Below are 16,771 nucleotides of genomic sequence, written 5' to 3'. Positions count from 1 at the left end.
ACAGAAATGGTTCATTATTTTTTTGATTAAGCCAATTATAGATTTGATTGTCCCAAAAATAAAAAAACACGTTTCGGATTTCTCCGAAACGTGTACTTATGCTATAAGTTTTTATCCATGTTGAAAGTTAATTTAGACATATTGATAGCTTTAGTGAATAGCTCACCGTAAAGCTTCTTTGTCTTGTCTTCGGTTTCAGCAACAAGTTTTTGATTTCTGTCGGTTAAGAATTGTGTTAATTCTGTTCCAGAATGTTCTTTTGACAATTTGTCAGTTTCAATGATACTTGCGCGGAATTTTTCATTCAATTCAGTTAAGTAGTCAGTATCATCTTCAACAAAATGTTTGTAATGAGATTCAACTAAGGCTGAAAGTCCCTTATACATCCAGTATGAATTGTTAAATTCAAAGGTCATTGATGTATCTTGGTAACTCTTAGCAGTATCGTTCATATTTGTATAGAAGGGAATATATGGTGAGAATGAAGGAAAACCAACACATAACCACATAATAGCGGCAACTTCTTCAGGTACATCATTTCTGATTTGAAGAACGTGTGAGTTTTGAGTACGATTCAAACCAATTGGACGGTAGCGATATCTATCGTCATTTGCAGCGTCAGGGCTAAATGGATCAAACTTTGTTTCATTATAATGTGATCCTAAAACGTATTCGATATCTTCAACAGAAATCTTGTGTTCTGTTTTCATGATGAATGGTAATTCACCATCTTCTGGATCTTGTTCGATTTCTGGATTGAAATATCTTTGACCAAACCAAACACGTGGCGTGTTGTAGTGACGGTCTTTAACATTATCAGTACCAAAAATGTGACGGAAATTCCAGCCAGTTTTGTCGGTATTCAAATGATTCTTTTCGACAAATTCTTGGATTCCTTCTGACCACATAAATTGTTTAGTGTCATTAAAGTCTACTTGTTGAATTGAGACACGGTTGGCAGCGACGGCATAACTGTCGTCAGGGATTCTTTGAGCTACCCAGTGATGTCCAGTAACGATTTCCATATACCAAACGTCGTCTTTATCACTGAATAAAACTGAATTTCCCGCTGGTGAACCGTATTCTTTGATCAAGTCACCGGTACGTTTAATAGCATCAATAGCTGAATCTACGAATGGTAAAACCATTCTGACGATAACATCTTCATCCATACCGTCTTTAACTAGTGGATCACATGACAATGCACGTTCGTTACCATAAGTACTCTCTGTGGCAGACATAGCAACGTTAACGCCGTTAATACCACTTTCGTCATAAAAGCCTTCAGTTTTGTAATCAACATTAGGAACACCGGGCCATGAATATCCATTTTCAGGGATAGGTGCTTCAAATTTATTAAGCCATGACTTAACAGTACGATTTTTTTCTCCCTTAACAGCTGGGTTTAAAACGAAGTTGTGTGGTGAAACTGGAAGAAAAGTATCATCGTTTCTGGCGATCATTGTTGATCCATCCAAACTGGCATTTTTACCAACTAAAATTGTTGTACATGCGTCATCCAAATGATTCTTCTTCATATTATATAAGTCCTCCTCTTTTGCATACGATAGAACATTCTATCACAAAAAGGTCAAAATCAATGAAGAAAATAACTCTTATTTATCAAGGCCATGTTATATATTTTCTGAAAAAATGCTATAATTTGTGTAATTATAGGAGGGAAGATATGGACTTAAAAGTGCATGATTCTGAAGATTCATTTTTGAAGAATCTTCTATTAGGGTTTCAACATCTTTTAGCAATGTATTCAGGGGATATTTTAATACCGATTTTAATTGGTGCGGCTCTAAATTTCTCTGCTAAGGAAATGACTTATTTAATTTCCGTTGATATTTTTATGTGTGGGGTAGCGACATTACTTCAAATTAAACGTACGCCTATGACTGGTATCGGATTGCCGGTCGTTCTAGGTTCTGCGGTTGAGTATGTAACGCCGTTACAAAACATTGGACATCATTATGGTATTGCTTATATGTATGGTGGTATTATTGCCGCCGGTATCTTCATTCTTGTTATATCGAAATTCTTTGCTAAACTAAAACGTTTCTTTCCCCCAGTTGTAACTGGTTCATTGATAACGTTGATCGGATTTACTTTGATCCCAGTTGCCTTCCAAAATATTGGTGGTGGCGATGCTACTGCTAAAGGATTTGGTGGGGCTACAGATTTGATCTTAGGATTTACGACTGCTTTGATAATTGTTTTGATAAATATTTTAGGAAAAGGCTTCATTAAACAAATATCTGTTTTGATCGGGATCGTTGTTGGTTCGGTTATGGCTGCTTTTATGGGAACAATGGGACTATCAAGTGTTCATGACGCACATTGGTTCCAAATTCCAATTCCATTTTATTTTTCAGCTCCAAAATTTGAATGGTCATCAATTTTGATCATGATCCTCGCTGCTTTGACATGTATGATCGAATCAACTGGTGTTTATTATGCACTGGCCGAGATCACTAAGCGTGAATTAAATGAGAAGGATCTACAACATGGGTATGCTTCTGAAGGTATCGCTGCTATTCTAGGTGGAATTTTTAATACCTTCCCATATTCAACATTTTCTCAAAACGTTGCCATCGTTCAATTATCAGGTATTAAGAAGAATAAACCAGTTTACTTCTCAGCTTTTCTACTAATATTGTTAGGATTGATCCCTAAAGTTGGAGCAATCGCTACCTTGATCCCAACATCAGTTTTAGGTGGAGCTATGTTGATCATGTTCGGTACCGTTGGTGCTGAAGGTATTAAGATGTTAACTAAGGTTAGAATGGATAATAATAATCTGTTGATCATGGCCGTGGCCATTGGTTTAGGATTAGGTGTGACCGTTCAACCAACCTTGTTACATATCTTGCCATCAAGTTTACAAACGATTTTAAATAATGGTTTAGTCGTAGGAAGTTTTGCCGCAATTTTACTTAATATTTTATTGAATCCTCAAGGAGAAAAGAAATTTCATAGTTAAAAATATCCATAGCAGTGTTTGCGAAAGCAGACACTGTTTTTTTATACACTTTTTTAGTACTTTAATCATAGAATTATCATATTTTAACCATATACTCATAAAAAATGAGAATCGAAGGTGAGATGATGATTCGAAAAATAATTGGTGTAAGCCTATCTTTTGGAGTTGCGGTCGCAATGGCAATTGATGGATACATTGTATTTTTTAAAGATACTCAATCTACGGAAGTAAAAACTAAAACAACTACTAAAAAAACAGCAACAGTAAAGCAAAAATCTACTGGGCAATACAAGGATGGTACATACACTGGTTCATCGACAAGCACTCGTTGGGGTGATGTTCAGATCCAGATCACAATATCCGGTGGGAAATTAACAAAAATAAACGTATTAAAACATCCAGACTCAGAAAATAAATCGGTTCAGATAAATGAACAATCTTTACCAACATATAAATCAGAGGCAATTAAAGCTCAGAGTGCCAGTATTCAACAAATCTCTGGAGCCACAGAGACTTATAAAGGATTCACTGGCTCCTTGCAAAACGCCTTAAATCAAGCTGAATAAAGGAGCATATTATATGACGGAAACTAAATATTATTTTCCAAATCAAGTAATAAATTCGATGAATATACCGTTTACGATCAAATTAGCTACAAGGACTAATGATGATGTGATTCAAGGTATTTTAGAACAAGTTACTTACACTATAAAACGAGAATTGAATCAAGTGGATAAGGAATTTTCACCATTTCGATCGGATTCATTATTAGTTAAGTTTCAAAATGGCGATCTTGATCCATTGCTAAAGTATGATTCATTTCAATCTGTATTCGTCCAATCTAAACTAGCTGAAGAAATGACCGATAATTATTTCTCGGCACATTTTGAAGATAAATACGATCCAACTGGCATAGTTAAAGGCTGGGTGATTGAAAAATCGTTTGAGTCCAATCTACGTGAATTATTAGATGATCCTGATATTGATGGTGTTTCACTCAATGGTGGCGGTGATATGAAGTTTGCTACTAAAAAGAATGTCGATTTTCGCTGGGGTATTGGTATTGAAGATCCAAACGATCTACAAAATATTGCCACAAGTTTTTATTTAAAAAATGGTGCTGTAGCAACTTCAGGAATGAATAAACGTGGTCAACATATCGTTCAAAATAATTCGAGCAATATCCAGCAAGTGACGGTTATTAGTTCTAGTTTGGTGGATGCCGATGTTTGGGCTACCGCTGGGATCTCAGCCGGGACAGAACAATTTTCAAAAATGATTTGGAATTCAAGATTAACAGGAGTTTTATTTGATCAAGAAGAGGGTCAAATTCATTTTCGAAATGGGGTCTTAAAACATGCTCAAAAAACATCGTTTTAGTTTAGGCTTATTCTGGTTAGTAGCAATTTTTTTAGTTCCTTTGCCGTTTTTACAGACATTATCAAATGGACTTCCTATTATCTATAAGAGTGAATTTCGAGCAATTTATTATGGAACTATTGCTTATGTTTGGATGCTTGTCGCCATTTATTTAAGTACCAAGCCTAAATGGTTAGATCGATTGATCGGATTACCGGAAATGTATATGGTTCATGGGATCCTCAGTATTGCTGCAATTATATTGGCCTATCTTCACAAAGAAGGTACTTCATCTAGTGGATGGATAAAAACAACTGGTGATTGGGCCTTTGATTTATTTCTTGGCCTGATGATCTATTCGATGATCTTTATGGCAGGATGGCTGACAAACCGGGTAACAATTTTGAAAAAGATAAAAATTATTTTAGAGAGAATATTTAGACATGAGTTATCGATTTGGATCCATCGTTTAAATATAGTCGCAACCATATTAGTATTTATTCACGTTCAACTGATCAGTTACATTACAGCAATAAGGCCTTTTATGATATGGTTTGATGTTGCATCATTATTTGTCTTAGGCAGTTATTTATTTAGCAAATTTATTCAGCCACTGACGTACGATAGAACGGATGTAATACAGAATCGCAAAATAAGTGAAAATATTCAAGAATTGACGTTAGAGTTACCTAGAAGTTCCAAAATAAAATTATTAGCAGGAGACTATATTTTTTTATCTTTCCCAGATATCAATGGGCTAAAAGAAATGCATCCTTTTTCTATAGTGAATGTTCCAGATAAGACAAGAAGAATAGTTTTAGCAATTCGTGGTGATGGTGATTTTACTAAGAGATTATCAAAAATAGAACCAGGTACTGTTGCTTTAATTGATGGTGGATTCGGTAGGTATGAACAATTCCTAAAGGAACAACCAAGTGACGCTAATATTGTTGTTTTAGCGGGCGGTATTGGAGTGACACCGTTGATTTCCACTATTGAGGGTAATCTAAGTAGAAGCATCATGTTGATGTACAGTGTTCATAATCAAAAAGACCTGATATATCAGGATAAATTTGCTCAGTGGCAAAAATCTGGTTTAGATTATGTGATCCAGGTGGGTCGCTTTAAAGATAAACAACTTCAACAAAAATTACCCAGAAATTGGCAAAATAATACTGTCTTTCTGATTGGAGGTCCAAGTAAAATGATGCATCATTGGGTGAGGTTCTTAAAAGCTCAAGGTGCCAAAAGTGGTCAAATATATTTCGAAGAATTTAGTTGGTAAAATTTTAAGCACCTGTCACAAAAAAGTCACATTTAATTTATATAATCGCGGAAACTAAGAGTTGAAAGCGAGTTGATTATTATGTCAGAAAATAAATATTATTTTCCAAGTCGAATTGTAGAAGTACTTAATGTTCCTTTTACGATCAAACTGGCTACTAAGAATTATGACAGGATTACTCAGGATATTTTTCATCAAACATGTTTTTCTATCGAAAAAGATTTAGCACAGATAGTTGATGGTGTTTATCCTTTCAGAACAGATTCATTGATACGTAAATTGCAAAGTGGAAGTATCGATCCTCTGCTTGACTATGACACTTTCCAGTCCATTTTTGCTCAAGCCAAATTGGCCGATGAAATGACTGGTGCGAAAGTTGAAGGAAATTTAGAAATTGAAAATGACTCTTCAGGATTGATCAAGGGTTGGATAATCGAAAAAGTCTTTGAAAAAAACTTACGTCCATTACTAAATAATTCTGAAATCAGTGGTGTCTCTCTTACTAGCGGTGGTGATATGAAAGTTGCCACCCGGAAAGGTGCTGACTTTTATTGGGAAATTGGTATTAAGGATCCTAATGATTTTCAAGGTATCGCTACAGGATATTATTTAAAAAATGGTTCCGTAGCAACTTCTGAAATGATTGATGATCAAAATGATATTAGCAAAATCAAACAAGTTACTATTTTTAGTGCAGGTTTGATAGATGCTGATGTTTGGGCTAAAACGGGTATTTCAGCAGGCATCAAGAAATTCTCACAGATGATTTGGAAATCAAAATTGACCGGTATTTTATTTGATCAAGAGGAAGGAGAAATACCCTTTAAAAATGGAATCTTAAAACAAGCTTAAAAATTCGCTAAAAGTTCCAATTTATTACAATTTTAAGTCATAGGAACTTCATAAATGGTCTATATACTTTTAAGTATAATCAAACAAGAAATCTAAATAGAAAGGCAGATTGCCTATGACCGAAAAATATAATTCATTAAGTTGTAAAGTTGGTGAATTAGAGAATCAATATTCAATTAAATTAATTACTCGTGCTAATAATGAAAATGTAAAAGAATTATTTAATGTAGCAACCGAAAACATAAAGAAGTATTTAAAAGAAATGGATGAAAAATTTTCACCAGTTAAAAAGGACTCTCTGGTTGTAGCATTTCAATCAGGAAGTCAAAGACCTTTGATTGAATCGGATACGTTCAGTGATATTTACACACAAACGGTTATTGCTGAACAAATGACACATCATTACTTCAGTACGAATTTTGGCAGTAAATATGATCCTACAGAGTTTATTAAGGGCTGGATCATTGATGAAGTTTTTGATAAGTATCTCAGACCATTATTGAAGGAAAATGAAATCGTTGCAGTAAAATTTAGCGATGGTAGCGATACACTGATCAGTACTTCTGATAGTGATTATCATTGGACGATTCCAATTATGAAACCAGGTTCTGATCAAATAGCAGCAACATACTATTTACAAAATGCTGCAATTACAACGTTGGAAAAAATGGATGTTAAGCATGCCTTGATCAGTAATAAAAGCCATATTCAACAAGTTACAGTTATTAACAGTAACGTGACAGACGCTAGAGTGTGGGCAATTGCAGGTTTGGCAGTAGGTACGCGAGAGTTTCCCAAACTAATTGCAGAATCGCATTTAACGGGCATGATGGTTGATGAGAAACTTGGAAATATTAATTTTAGAGAAGGTTCGTTAGGTGACATTTTTATGAAAAAATATTAAAAAAGCTTGAAAGATCAATTCTTCCAGGCTTTTTGTGTGAATTTAAACTCAATTCTATCTTTCCAACGAAAAAGGCATCCAAAAAATGGATGCCCATATTTATTATATAACTGAAGAGTCTAAGGCCAAGACAGTCAATAGTAGGAAAATTAATCGTCCCATTCTTCAACGGAATCTTGATACCCATCAGGATTACCATGCCATGTAAAACTACCATACCAGAGACTTCTTTGATCAATATCAAGACCATTGATCTCGTTGACATCATCTTCATTCAATTCAAAATTGAAGATATCAGCATTTTGCTCGATCCTTGCCTCGTGAGATGATTTAGGAATTGTAATGATGTCACGTTGCAAGTCCCAACGTAAGATAACTTGAGCAACCGATTTATTGTATTTCTCAGCAATTTTTTGAAGTCTTGTATCTTTAAGAACAGTACCACTGCCTAGTGGTGACCAAGCCTCTAGATAGATGTTTTGCTCATCACAGAAGTTCTTAATGTCCTCTTCTTGGCAAAGAGGATGAAATTCCATTTGGTTAACAGCCGGTTTAACGGAAGCCGTTTTTAGAATATCTTGTAATTTAGTGATATTAAAGTTTGAAACTCCGATGGCACGTGCCTTACCTTGATGATAAATTTCTTCTAAGGCCTTCCAAGCAGATAAATAAGTTCCATCAACTGGCCAATGAATAAGTAAAAGATCAACATAATCCGTTTGTAAGTTCTTTAACTGTCCTTCAAATTGTTTCAAAGTTGATTCATAACCTTGATCACCATTATAAATTTTAGTAGTTAAGAAAATATCTTCACGTTTTAGGTTGTTTTCAACAAGACCTTTTTGAAGTCCAATACCGACACCTTTTTCGTTACCATATTGTTTTGCTGTATCAATGGCTTTGTAACCGTGTTTTAAAGCCCATTGAACGGACTCTGAAGCTTGAGTGTTGTTAACCTGCCACACACCCATACCTAATTGGGGCATTTTCACGCCATTATTTAATGTTACGCATGATTCAATATTTAAGCTCATAAACATACCTCCATAATTAATATTTTAACGCATTTTATTTTGTGAAACTTGGAAAACAACTTGATATTTGGTATAGTTCAAGTTGTTGCATATTATCAATGTATGAAACCCTTACATTAGAAAGAGGTCTACTAGGAATTATGGAAAAAATATTCACAACCAGTAATGAAATTAAATCAGAAATCATTAATCTTTCGGCTATTCTGAACTTGCCAAAGGGAACTGAGGCCTTTGTAAGTGATATTCATGGTGAATATGATGAATTCGCTCATATTTTACGAAATGGTTCCGGAAATACGCGTCAAAAAATTTCCGAATTGTTTACTGGTCGGTTGACAGCTGAAAGTCAAAAAAGACTCGCCTTTTTGATTTATTATCCAACAGAAATTTTGAGACAGACTAAAGAACAGATGCCGGATGAGGGTAGTTTGTCACAATGGTATATAGACACATTTAATGAATTGATCGAAATGCTTCGCTATACTTCGAGTAAGTATACTCGCTCAAAAGTCAGAAAAGCTATTAAAGATGATTTTGTTTATATAACTGAAGAATTACTATATGCGGACTCTAATGACAATGCTAAATATAAATATTATTATGAAGTGATGGAAAGCATTATTCGTCTTGATATGGCGGATTCCTTCATTATTTCAACATGTCATACTATTCAAAGATTGGTGGTTGACCATTTGCATATTATTGGGGATGTTTATGATCGTGGGCCACATCCTGACTATATCATTGATCACTTGATGAAGCGTTGGGGCAGTTTAGATTTTCAGTGGGGCAATCATGACATTTTATGGATCGGTAGTGCTGCTGGCTCAAAACTGTGTATGGCAAATTTGATCAGGATCAGTGCCCGTTACAATAATCTACGTCTATTAACGAATTATGGTATTGGTTTAAGTGATTTAAGAGCCTTTGCTGAAAAATACTATAAACCGCTGAACTCATTTCAACCTAAATCGGATACTGGTGCCAAGATTCCTGACGATGACGCTTGTTATGATAATTGTGTTCAACAAGCTATTTCTATTATGCAGTTTAAGCTGGAAGGACAAGCAATAGAGCGTAATCCTGATTTTCAAATGTCAGAAAGAATGTTACTTGATAAATTAAGCTCAGATCGTAAGACGATTGAAATCGACGGTAAGGTTTATCCAATCGTAGATGGATGCTTTCAGCTGGTAAATCCAGATGATCCATACAAATTAACTGATGAAGAAGAAAAAATTCTAATTGATCTCTCACAACAATTTATTGATGCACCTAAATTGCGCTATCACATGGCTTATATGATGAACAACGGTTCAATGTATCTTAAATATAATGGCAATTTACTATTGCATGGCTGTGTGCCGGTTGATGAAGATGGCAAAATGTTAGGTTGGACCGTGGATGGTCAGACCTATGCAGGTAAAGATTTATTTGATTTCTTTGAAAAAATTCTCAAAGAAGGTTTTCAGAAGCCTAAATTAGTTGATTGTTTAAATTCTGATATTATTTGGTATCTTTGGACCGGAAAAATGTCACCATTGTTTGGTAAACGTGCGATGACAACTTTTGAAAGATACTTTATTGAAGATATTGAAACTCATCATGAAGTAAAAAATCCATACTATTCGTTGAGAAAAGAAGAATGGTTTGCGGATGAATTACTTAGTGAATTTGGCCTAGATCCTGAAAATGGTCATATCGTAAATGGTCATACGCCGGTTAAGCTCGGCCACTCACCAATCATGGCTAATCGAAAGATATTTGTAATAGATGGTGGAATGTCGAAACCCTATCATAAGACAACCGGAATTGGTGGTTATACACTTTTGTCTAATTCTTACGGGTTCCAACTGGTAACTCACGAACCTTTTACAACTAGAAAAAGAGCCATTGCTGATATGACAGATGTTGTTTCTACTAAACGTGTTATCGAACAATCTGTTAAGCGAACAACAGTTGGTGATACAGATATTGGTATTAGTTTGAAGAAACAAATTGAAAATTTAACGGCACGACTAGATAGCATTGAGAAAAAGCAAACAATCAAAGCCTAGTACAATTGTAGACTTCATATTTCAAGCCTTTTTTGGCCTATATTTTTAATTATTTTTTTCACAATCCCCTTTACTTAAAAAATTATAATCCTATACTGGTGTTGTAAGGGAGGCAACAAGATGATGAAGAAAAGTTCCGATTGTACAGAGATTATAGTAGGAAAGGGCGCAACAATGGATGGTTCTACGATTGTAGCTCGTAATCAAGATGGTTATGGTCCAATCAATCCACTTAGATATATCGTCCATGAAGCAAAGGATCAGAAGAACGCTTCGTTCCACTCAGTTGTAACTGGTGTGGACGTACCTCTTCCAGATCATGCATATCATTATACTTGTACACCACAAGCTGACCAAAGCGATGGCCAATGGGAAGAATCAGGTATTAATGAATTTAATGTTGGTATGAGTGCTACTGAAACTACAGCTACAAATGCTCGTGTACTTGGATATGATCCACTAGTTCACGATGGCGTTGATGAAGAAGCCATGGTTTCATTAGTTTTGCCATATATCAAGACTGCTAAAGAGGGTGTCGAAAGACTTGGCTCTTTGATTGAAAAATATGGTACTGGTGAAAGTAACAGTATTGCATTTAATGATAATGATGATGTTTGGTTACTAGAAATAGTTGGTGGTCATCACTGGGCAGCAATGCGTTTACCAGAAGATACATATGCTATTGTTCCTAATCAAACATTGATTCAAGAGATCGATCCAAGTGATACAGATAACTTCTTAGTTGCTACTGACTTGGTAGAATTTGCTGATAAATATCAATTGAATCCTACACCAGGTAAGTTCAACTTCCGTGAGATCTTCGGAACTCATGGTGAAGATGATGCTTATTACAACACTCCACGTACTTGGTATGGTCAAAAATTATTCAATCCAGAAATAACTGATCAAAAACCAACTGACCAAGATATGCCATTGACTCGTAAACCAGCTAAGAAATTAGCTATTGAAGATGTACAAGAATTTCTATCATCACATTACAACGGTACACCATACGATCCATTCGGAACTTACGCTTCAGGTACAGCTGATGAACAAAGAAAGTATCGTTCAATTGCTATGGATCGTAATCAAATTTCATCAATTTTGCAAATTAGAAATGGTGTTGACTCCGCTCATGCCGCTGTTCAATGGATCGCAATGGGCTTCTTCGCTTATGCACCATATGTTCCATTCTATGCAAATGCCAATGACACTCCAGAAGACTATAAGAATACAACACAAGAAGTCGATGTTCATAATGTTTACTGGTTAAATAAGACATTATCTGTACTCATCGAGCCTCACTTCCATGAATATGTTGAAGCCATCAATGCCTTTAGAAATGGCTGTCAATCATATGCTCGTTCAAGAGTCGCTGCAACAGATGCTGCTGTTGAAGGTAAGAGTGATGTTACTGACTTCTTAACAAAGAACAACATTGAAACAGCTAATGAAATTTCCAAGAGAACTTATAAATTATTTGATGAGTTAGTAAAACATGGATTACTATTGTCAAAGACAACTTGGGAAAAAGGTCAAAATCTATAAAATATAATTATTTAAAAATAAATAAAAAAAGTCATCTGAGATTAATTCTCAGATGACTTTTTTGCTTGTTTTATTGTTCAGATAAAGCTCTCTTAGGTAAGAGAAGATTCAAGACGATACCAACGATTGTAGCAACACCGATACCTGTAAATTGGAAGGTACCGATCTTCAAGTATGCATTACCGATACCAATAACTAGGATGGCAGATGCAATCATTAAATTATGCTTTTGGTTAAAGTCAACTTTATTATCTACTAGAATTCTCAGACCACTAGATGCGATAACACCAAAGAGAACAAAACTGATACCACCAATTACGGGTCCAGGGATTGTTTGGATCAAGGCGCTCAATTTACCAACAAATCCGAATAAAGCAGCAAATACAGCCGCACCGACAATAACGTAGACACTGAAAATCTTATTAACGGCCATAACACCGATATTCTCACCATATGATGTGATAGGTGGTCCACCAACTAAACCGGCGAAAATAGAAGCCGTACCATCACCAGCAAGAGTTCTGTGTAGACCAGGATTTTTGAAGAAATTTCTATGAGTTAATTCATCAAGTACCATGATATGACCCAAATGTTCAGCCATAGTAACAAATGCAATGGGAGCGAAACTCAATATAGCATCCCAATAGATTTTTTTAGGTGTGTAACTTATAAATGGAAATTCAAAGTTTGGTAATTGAAACCAAGGTGTTGAGATGACTTTAGAGAAATCAACGATTCCAAAGGAAACTGAAATAAGGTATCCACAAACTATACCAAGTAGTATCGCAATGTTGCTCCAGAATCCTTTAAAATACATATTGAATAAGACAGTTAAAAATAATGTGATCATAGCAATTATAAAATATTTCAAATCATAGTGGCCATTATTCATCATAGCGTTGTCAGCAGCACTTCCTGCAACTGATAGTCCGATAACAATAATGATCGGACCAACTACGATTGGAGGTAAAGCCTTATCGATCCAATCTGCACCAATAAAAGCAATCAGTAATGCGACTACTAAGTAGACGATACCAACGGCAATAGTACCTTGAGCAACACCAGCATATCCGGCAGTTTTCATTAATGCAATACTAGGAACGATAAATGAGAAACTGGAACTCATGTAGGCAGGAATTCTACCCTTAGTAATTAAAATATGAAGAATAGTACCAATACCAGAACTAAATAGGGCAATACCAGGATCTAAACCGATCAGTAACGGAACTAAGACCGTTGCCCCAAACATCGAAAATAAGTGCTGTAGTGATAATAACCACCAACTACCTAAAGGTGGTCGTTCGTATAAATCAATGACCGCGTCAGGATTCCGGTATTTCTTGTCGTTTGTATCCAAAATAAATATCCCCCTGTTTTTACTTTGCATTCCACTCTATAAACGAGCTACACAAAACAGCTCTCTGCGTTTACTACGAATACTGATAATGGCATAAACCACCATCATCAGTATCCTAGGTAATACTCAAGGGCTAGACGTTTTGTTTTGCTCTCTATACTAAAACGGGCTACACAAAACAGCTCTCTGCGTTTACTACGAATACTGATAATGGCATAAACCACCATCATCAGTATACTAGGTAATACTCAAGAGTTAGACGTTTTGTTTTGCTCTCTCAAAAAAAAAGCCCTCTATCCCGTGTGTATGCAAACGAAATAAAAGACATAAGTGAACCTTTTTAGCCTCACGGGACCAAAGTTAAAGGACTGTTTGATTTTCTTAACTATAATAAAGTTGAAAACTAATGTCAACAATGGAATACTAAAAAAGTAATGATTAAGCGTTAACAAACAGTTAGGAGTATATACTTTATGGTTGAATTGTATGTTGTGAGACATGGGGAAACTGATTCTAATTCTCAAAGGAGACTTAACGGTGGTTTGACCGATTTACCTTTAAATGATGTTGGTATTAAACAGGCAAAGAACTTAGCTAAGGAAATAAATATTGGTGATTTTGATGAAATATATACTAGTCCGTTGATCCGTGCTAAACAAACTGCGGAAATTTTGAATCAGGGAGTACATGATATCAAAATTGATAATCGATTGATCGAGGCTCGATATGGAAAATGGGATGGTGCCAGTGAGGCGGAATTGATGTCTGAATACCCTGAAGTATTCGATGAAAATCAATTTTTGTTCCCAGAATATAAGAAATATGTCGATGATGGTGAAGACTATGAAGACGTTTATAAACGTGTAGATGACTTTATGACGGAGATAGCAAAGAAGGGCGATCGAAAAATTATGGCCGTTTGTCATGGCTTTATCAGTCGTTCATTTTTAAAAGTGATTACAGGAGCGCAAAATATTTCTGCAATCGTTCAACCTGGTAATGGTGGTGTTTCAAAGTATCGACTTACAGAATCAGGCACTAGATTTTTGACATATTACGGTCGTCAAACGGATATAGATTAGAGGTCAGATAATGGGTTTAACTAATAAAGTTCCAGAAAAAGATGTTGAGAATACTTTTAACTCAATTGCAGAAAATTATGATAAATTAAATTCGATCATGAGTCTTGGAACACATAAAAAATGGCGTGATACTGCCACGAGGATGATTGATAATCGTCCTAAACGGATATTAGATCTCTGCTGTGGTACCGCCGACTGGACTATTTTGTTAGGACATAGTTTTCCAACTGCCAAAATTTCAGGGATGGATTTTAGCCAAGAAATGTTAAAAATTGGACAATCTAAGGTCGCTAAATCGAAGTTGGAGAATGTTGAATTATTGGCTGGAGATGCCATGAATTTGAATTTCTCCGATGAAACTTTTGATGTAGTTACGATTGGATTTGGATTGCGAAATGTCCCCGATGCCAATAAAGTATTGTCAGAAATATATCGGGTGTTAAAGCCAGGTGGAGAAATTGTCTGTCTTGAAGCATTTAAGGTAGAAACTCCAGTGATTCGTTTAGGTTGGAGGGTTTACTTCAATAAGATCATGCCAATGATGGGTAAAGTATTTGCTTCAAGAAAGAACGAATATCAATATTTGGATGATTCAGTTAATAAGTTTGTCAGTATTTCTAAGTTGGTCGAGATGTATCACGAGGCGGGATTTACTGATGTAAAGGTTGATAATTTGATGTTAAAATCGGCCGCTGTGCATTTTGGAAAGAAATCTGAATAAGAAAGTTGGGATATATTCCCACCTTCGACCGTAAGAAATTTCTAGTAAACTATGACTAAATTGTTCTTATTTGTGATAAAAATGCCTCTTTTGATAATTTTGGATACAAAAAAAGAACATCCTGGGGAGGGATGTTCTTTAAATATTTTTTTAGGGGATTAAATATATGTTATAGGGGGATGAGAAGGGAAATACTTGTATCTCTCTTCTACAATTACTAATATACAGGCCAAGTGTGAAACAAATATATTCAAAATGTGAAGAAAGTGTGAATTTTACCATAATTGTATATAAATCGATATTCCAGTTTCAATATTAATGTTAGTCCTCTAACATATGACTGGTCACTCATGTCTAATCATATGTTAGTTAGATAACTACTATAAAAATCATTAATTTTTGCTGTAGAACTGGTTCGATGCTTTATAGTATTAGTAGAGGTGATAAAATGGCAAATATTCGTGATGTGGCAAAGGTTTCAGGACATTCAGTTTCCACTGTATCGAGAGTTTTAAATCAAAAAGGCTATGTTTCTGAACAAACCAGGTCAGATATATTATCAGCGATGGAGGAATTAAATTATCATCGAAATGATTTGGCCAGAGCGCTCAGCCTTGGGAAATCTTATCGTATTGGCGTAGTTTTACCATACATTAATCATCCCTATTTTCAAAAATTGGCGGATGCCATCACAGAAAAGGCCTTAATGGAAAATTATCAAGTAACATTGTTACCGACCAATTATAATCCAGATTACGAAATGCGTTATTTGAATATGTTAAAGCATCAAGCTTTTGACGGACTGATTTTTACTTCACGGGCTATTCCGTTCAGTAACATAATTAAGTATCGAAATTTTGGTGGACTTGTTTGTTGTGAGGATACTTTTGATTATCCGCTATCCTGTGCTTTTACAGATCGTAAAAAATCTTTTGGGAATGTTTTACAAATTTTAAAGGGCGCTGGTTATTCTCATATTGGATTAACTGTCAGCAGAAGCGAGATCGTTAGTCAAAGTGCTAAACTGACGACTAAATCTTATGAGAATGTTTTTGGGCATTCAATTCCTAAAGGAATGTTGTATCGTGATGCTAAAAATATGTATGATGGAATCACTGCCGCCGGTAAATTGGTAGAAAATGATCCGAATTTGGAAGTCATTTTTGCCAATGGGGATCAAATTGCTGCCGGAGCTTTGAAGAAGCTTCAAGAAATAAATCATCCGGCTTTAGTAATTGGTCAGGAAAATTTATCTAGCAGTTTTCTACTGGACTTTTCAACAGTGGATCACAGATTAGACAGTATTGGTGAGACAGCGTTTGACTTATTATTCGAAAAGAAGATCATAAAAAAAGAAATTCCTTCAAGATTCATTACGCGAGGGAAATTAAATGAGATCATTCCTGATTTGGATGATGATCCCTTAGATAAACTTATAGACAAATAAAAAAAGCATCTGGGGAAGATGCTTTTTTTAGGGGATTAAATATATGTTATAGGGGGGATGAGAAAAGAGAAGTTGATACTCTCTTATCTACAAGTAATACAATACAGGCTCGTCATGAAGTAACTATTACAAAAAT

General features: G+C 35.3%; 14 protein-coding genes. 11 read left to right on the top strand and 3 right to left on the bottom strand.

Going from position 1 to position 16,771, the window contains the following annotated elements:
• Positions 1–101: 101 nt before the first annotated feature.
• A complete protein-coding gene (locus EKM64_RS00550) occupies positions 102–1,538 on the bottom strand; it encodes a C69 family dipeptidase (protein WP_125674499.1) in 1,437 nt (478 codons plus the stop codon).
• A gap of 149 nt (positions 1,539–1,687) precedes the next feature.
• Here EKM64_RS00550 and EKM64_RS00545 point away from each other — a divergent pair, with 149 nt between their 5' ends.
• The 6 genes from EKM64_RS00545 to EKM64_RS00520 all read left to right on the top strand — a co-directional run bounded on the left by EKM64_RS00545 (position 1,688) and on the right by EKM64_RS00520 (position 7,389).
• Positions 1,688–2,989, top strand: coding sequence for a nucleobase:cation symporter-2 family protein (locus EKM64_RS00545; protein ID WP_125674497.1), 1,302 nt, complete (start codon positions 1,688–1,690; stop codon positions 2,987–2,989).
• Positions 2,990–3,093: 104 nt separating this feature from the next.
• Positions 3,094–3,555, top strand: a complete 462-nt coding sequence (locus tag EKM64_RS00540) for an FMN-binding protein (protein WP_225420914.1) — start codon at positions 3,094–3,096, stop codon at positions 3,553–3,555.
• 13 nt (positions 3,556–3,568) lie between these two features.
• Positions 3,569–4,369 (top strand): FAD:protein FMN transferase, encoded by an 801-nt coding sequence (locus EKM64_RS00535; RefSeq protein WP_125674493.1) that lies wholly within the window; start codon positions 3,569–3,571, stop codon positions 4,367–4,369.
• The gene (locus EKM64_RS00530) at positions 4,347–5,633 is read left to right on the top strand and encodes an FAD-binding oxidoreductase (RefSeq protein WP_125674491.1); all 1,287 of its coding nucleotides are present in this window, start codon (positions 4,347–4,349) and stop codon (positions 5,631–5,633) included. The genes EKM64_RS00535 and EKM64_RS00530 overlap by 23 nt, the downstream gene beginning before the upstream one ends.
• 81 nt (positions 5,634–5,714) lie before the next feature.
• A complete protein-coding gene (locus EKM64_RS00525) occupies positions 5,715–6,485 on the top strand; it encodes an FAD:protein FMN transferase (RefSeq protein ID WP_125674489.1) in 771 nt (256 codons plus the stop codon).
• Positions 6,486–6,600: 115 nt separating this feature from the next.
• Positions 6,601–7,389, top strand: a complete 789-nt coding sequence (locus tag EKM64_RS00520; protein WP_125674487.1) for a hypothetical protein — start codon at positions 6,601–6,603, stop codon at positions 7,387–7,389.
• Positions 7,390–7,538: 149 nt separating this feature from the next.
• On the opposite strand, the gene EKM64_RS00515 is transcribed toward EKM64_RS00520, so the two are convergent.
• A complete protein-coding gene (locus EKM64_RS00515) occupies positions 7,539–8,423 on the bottom strand; it encodes an aldo/keto reductase (protein ID WP_125674485.1) in 885 nt (294 codons plus the stop codon).
• 140 nt (positions 8,424–8,563) lie between these two features.
• Between EKM64_RS00515 and EKM64_RS00510 the strand changes: the two genes are divergently transcribed.
• Both EKM64_RS00510 and EKM64_RS00505 read left to right on the top strand, forming a co-directional pair.
• Entirely contained in the window at positions 8,564–10,480 is a 1,917-nt protein-coding gene (locus EKM64_RS00510) for a fructose-1,6-bisphosphatase (RefSeq protein ID WP_125674483.1), read from the top strand.
• A 123-nt stretch (positions 10,481–10,603) separates the two neighbouring features.
• Positions 10,604–12,028 (top strand): C69 family dipeptidase, encoded by a 1,425-nt coding sequence (locus EKM64_RS00505; RefSeq protein ID WP_125674791.1) that lies wholly within the window; start codon positions 10,604–10,606, stop codon positions 12,026–12,028.
• 70 nt (positions 12,029–12,098) lie between these two features.
• Here EKM64_RS00505 and EKM64_RS00500 read toward each other — a convergent pair whose 3' ends face one another.
• A complete protein-coding gene (locus tag EKM64_RS00500) occupies positions 12,099–13,415 on the bottom strand; it encodes a uracil-xanthine permease family protein (RefSeq protein ID WP_125674481.1) in 1,317 nt (438 codons plus the stop codon).
• A gap of 443 nt (positions 13,416–13,858) precedes the next feature.
• Here EKM64_RS00500 and EKM64_RS00495 point away from each other — a divergent pair, with 443 nt between their 5' ends.
• The 3 genes from EKM64_RS00495 to EKM64_RS00485 all read left to right on the top strand — a co-directional run bounded on the left by EKM64_RS00495 (position 13,859) and on the right by EKM64_RS00485 (position 16,635).
• The gene (locus EKM64_RS00495) at positions 13,859–14,467 is read left to right on the top strand and encodes a histidine phosphatase family protein (protein ID WP_125674479.1); all 609 of its coding nucleotides are present in this window, start codon (positions 13,859–13,861) and stop codon (positions 14,465–14,467) included.
• A 10-nt stretch (positions 14,468–14,477) separates the two neighbouring features.
• Entirely contained in the window at positions 14,478–15,188 is a 711-nt protein-coding gene (locus tag EKM64_RS00490) for a demethylmenaquinone methyltransferase (RefSeq protein ID WP_125674477.1), read from the top strand.
• 448 nt (positions 15,189–15,636) lie between these two features.
• A complete protein-coding gene (locus EKM64_RS00485; protein WP_164505256.1) occupies positions 15,637–16,635 on the top strand; it encodes a LacI family DNA-binding transcriptional regulator in 999 nt (332 codons plus the stop codon).
• Positions 16,636–16,771: the final 136 nt, after the last annotated feature.

This window comes from Companilactobacillus keshanensis, assembly GCF_003946205.1.
GTDB lineage: Bacteria > Bacillota > Bacilli > Lactobacillales > Lactobacillaceae > Companilactobacillus > Companilactobacillus keshanensis.
This window is presented reverse-complemented; position numbering and strand designations above follow the sequence as displayed.

Excerpts from the sequence above, each read along its gene's own strand:
- EKM64_RS00550 (WP_125674499.1), bottom strand. The coding sequence starts at position 1,538 with ATGAAGAAGAATCATTTGGATGACGCATGTACAACAATTTTAGTTGGT.
- EKM64_RS00545 (WP_125674497.1), top strand. The coding sequence starts at position 1,688 with ATGGACTTAAAAGTGCATGATTCTGAAGATTCATTTTTGAAGAATCTT.
- EKM64_RS00540 (WP_225420914.1), top strand. The coding sequence starts at position 3,094 with ATGAGAATCGAAGGTGAGATGATGATTCGAAAAATAATTGGTGTAAGC.
- EKM64_RS00535 (WP_125674493.1), top strand. The coding sequence starts at position 3,569 with ATGACGGAAACTAAATATTATTTTCCAAATCAAGTAATAAATTCGATG.
- EKM64_RS00530 (WP_125674491.1), top strand. The coding sequence starts at position 4,347 with ATGCTCAAAAAACATCGTTTTAGTTTAGGCTTATTCTGGTTAGTAGCA.
- EKM64_RS00525 (WP_125674489.1), top strand. The coding sequence starts at position 5,715 with ATGTCAGAAAATAAATATTATTTTCCAAGTCGAATTGTAGAAGTACTT.
- EKM64_RS00520 (WP_125674487.1), top strand. The coding sequence starts at position 6,601 with ATGACCGAAAAATATAATTCATTAAGTTGTAAAGTTGGTGAATTAGAG.
- EKM64_RS00515 (WP_125674485.1), bottom strand. The coding sequence starts at position 8,423 with ATGAGCTTAAATATTGAATCATGCGTAACATTAAATAATGGCGTGAAA.
- EKM64_RS00510 (WP_125674483.1), top strand. The coding sequence starts at position 8,564 with ATGGAAAAAATATTCACAACCAGTAATGAAATTAAATCAGAAATCATT.
- EKM64_RS00505 (WP_125674791.1), top strand. The coding sequence starts at position 10,604 with ATGAAGAAAAGTTCCGATTGTACAGAGATTATAGTAGGAAAGGGCGCA.
- EKM64_RS00500 (WP_125674481.1), bottom strand. The coding sequence starts at position 13,415 with ATGCAAAGTAAAAACAGGGGGATATTTATTTTGGATACAAACGACAAG.
- EKM64_RS00495 (WP_125674479.1), top strand. The coding sequence starts at position 13,859 with ATGGTTGAATTGTATGTTGTGAGACATGGGGAAACTGATTCTAATTCT.
- EKM64_RS00490 (WP_125674477.1), top strand. The coding sequence starts at position 14,478 with ATGGGTTTAACTAATAAAGTTCCAGAAAAAGATGTTGAGAATACTTTT.
- EKM64_RS00485 (WP_164505256.1), top strand. The coding sequence starts at position 15,637 with ATGGCAAATATTCGTGATGTGGCAAAGGTTTCAGGACATTCAGTTTCC.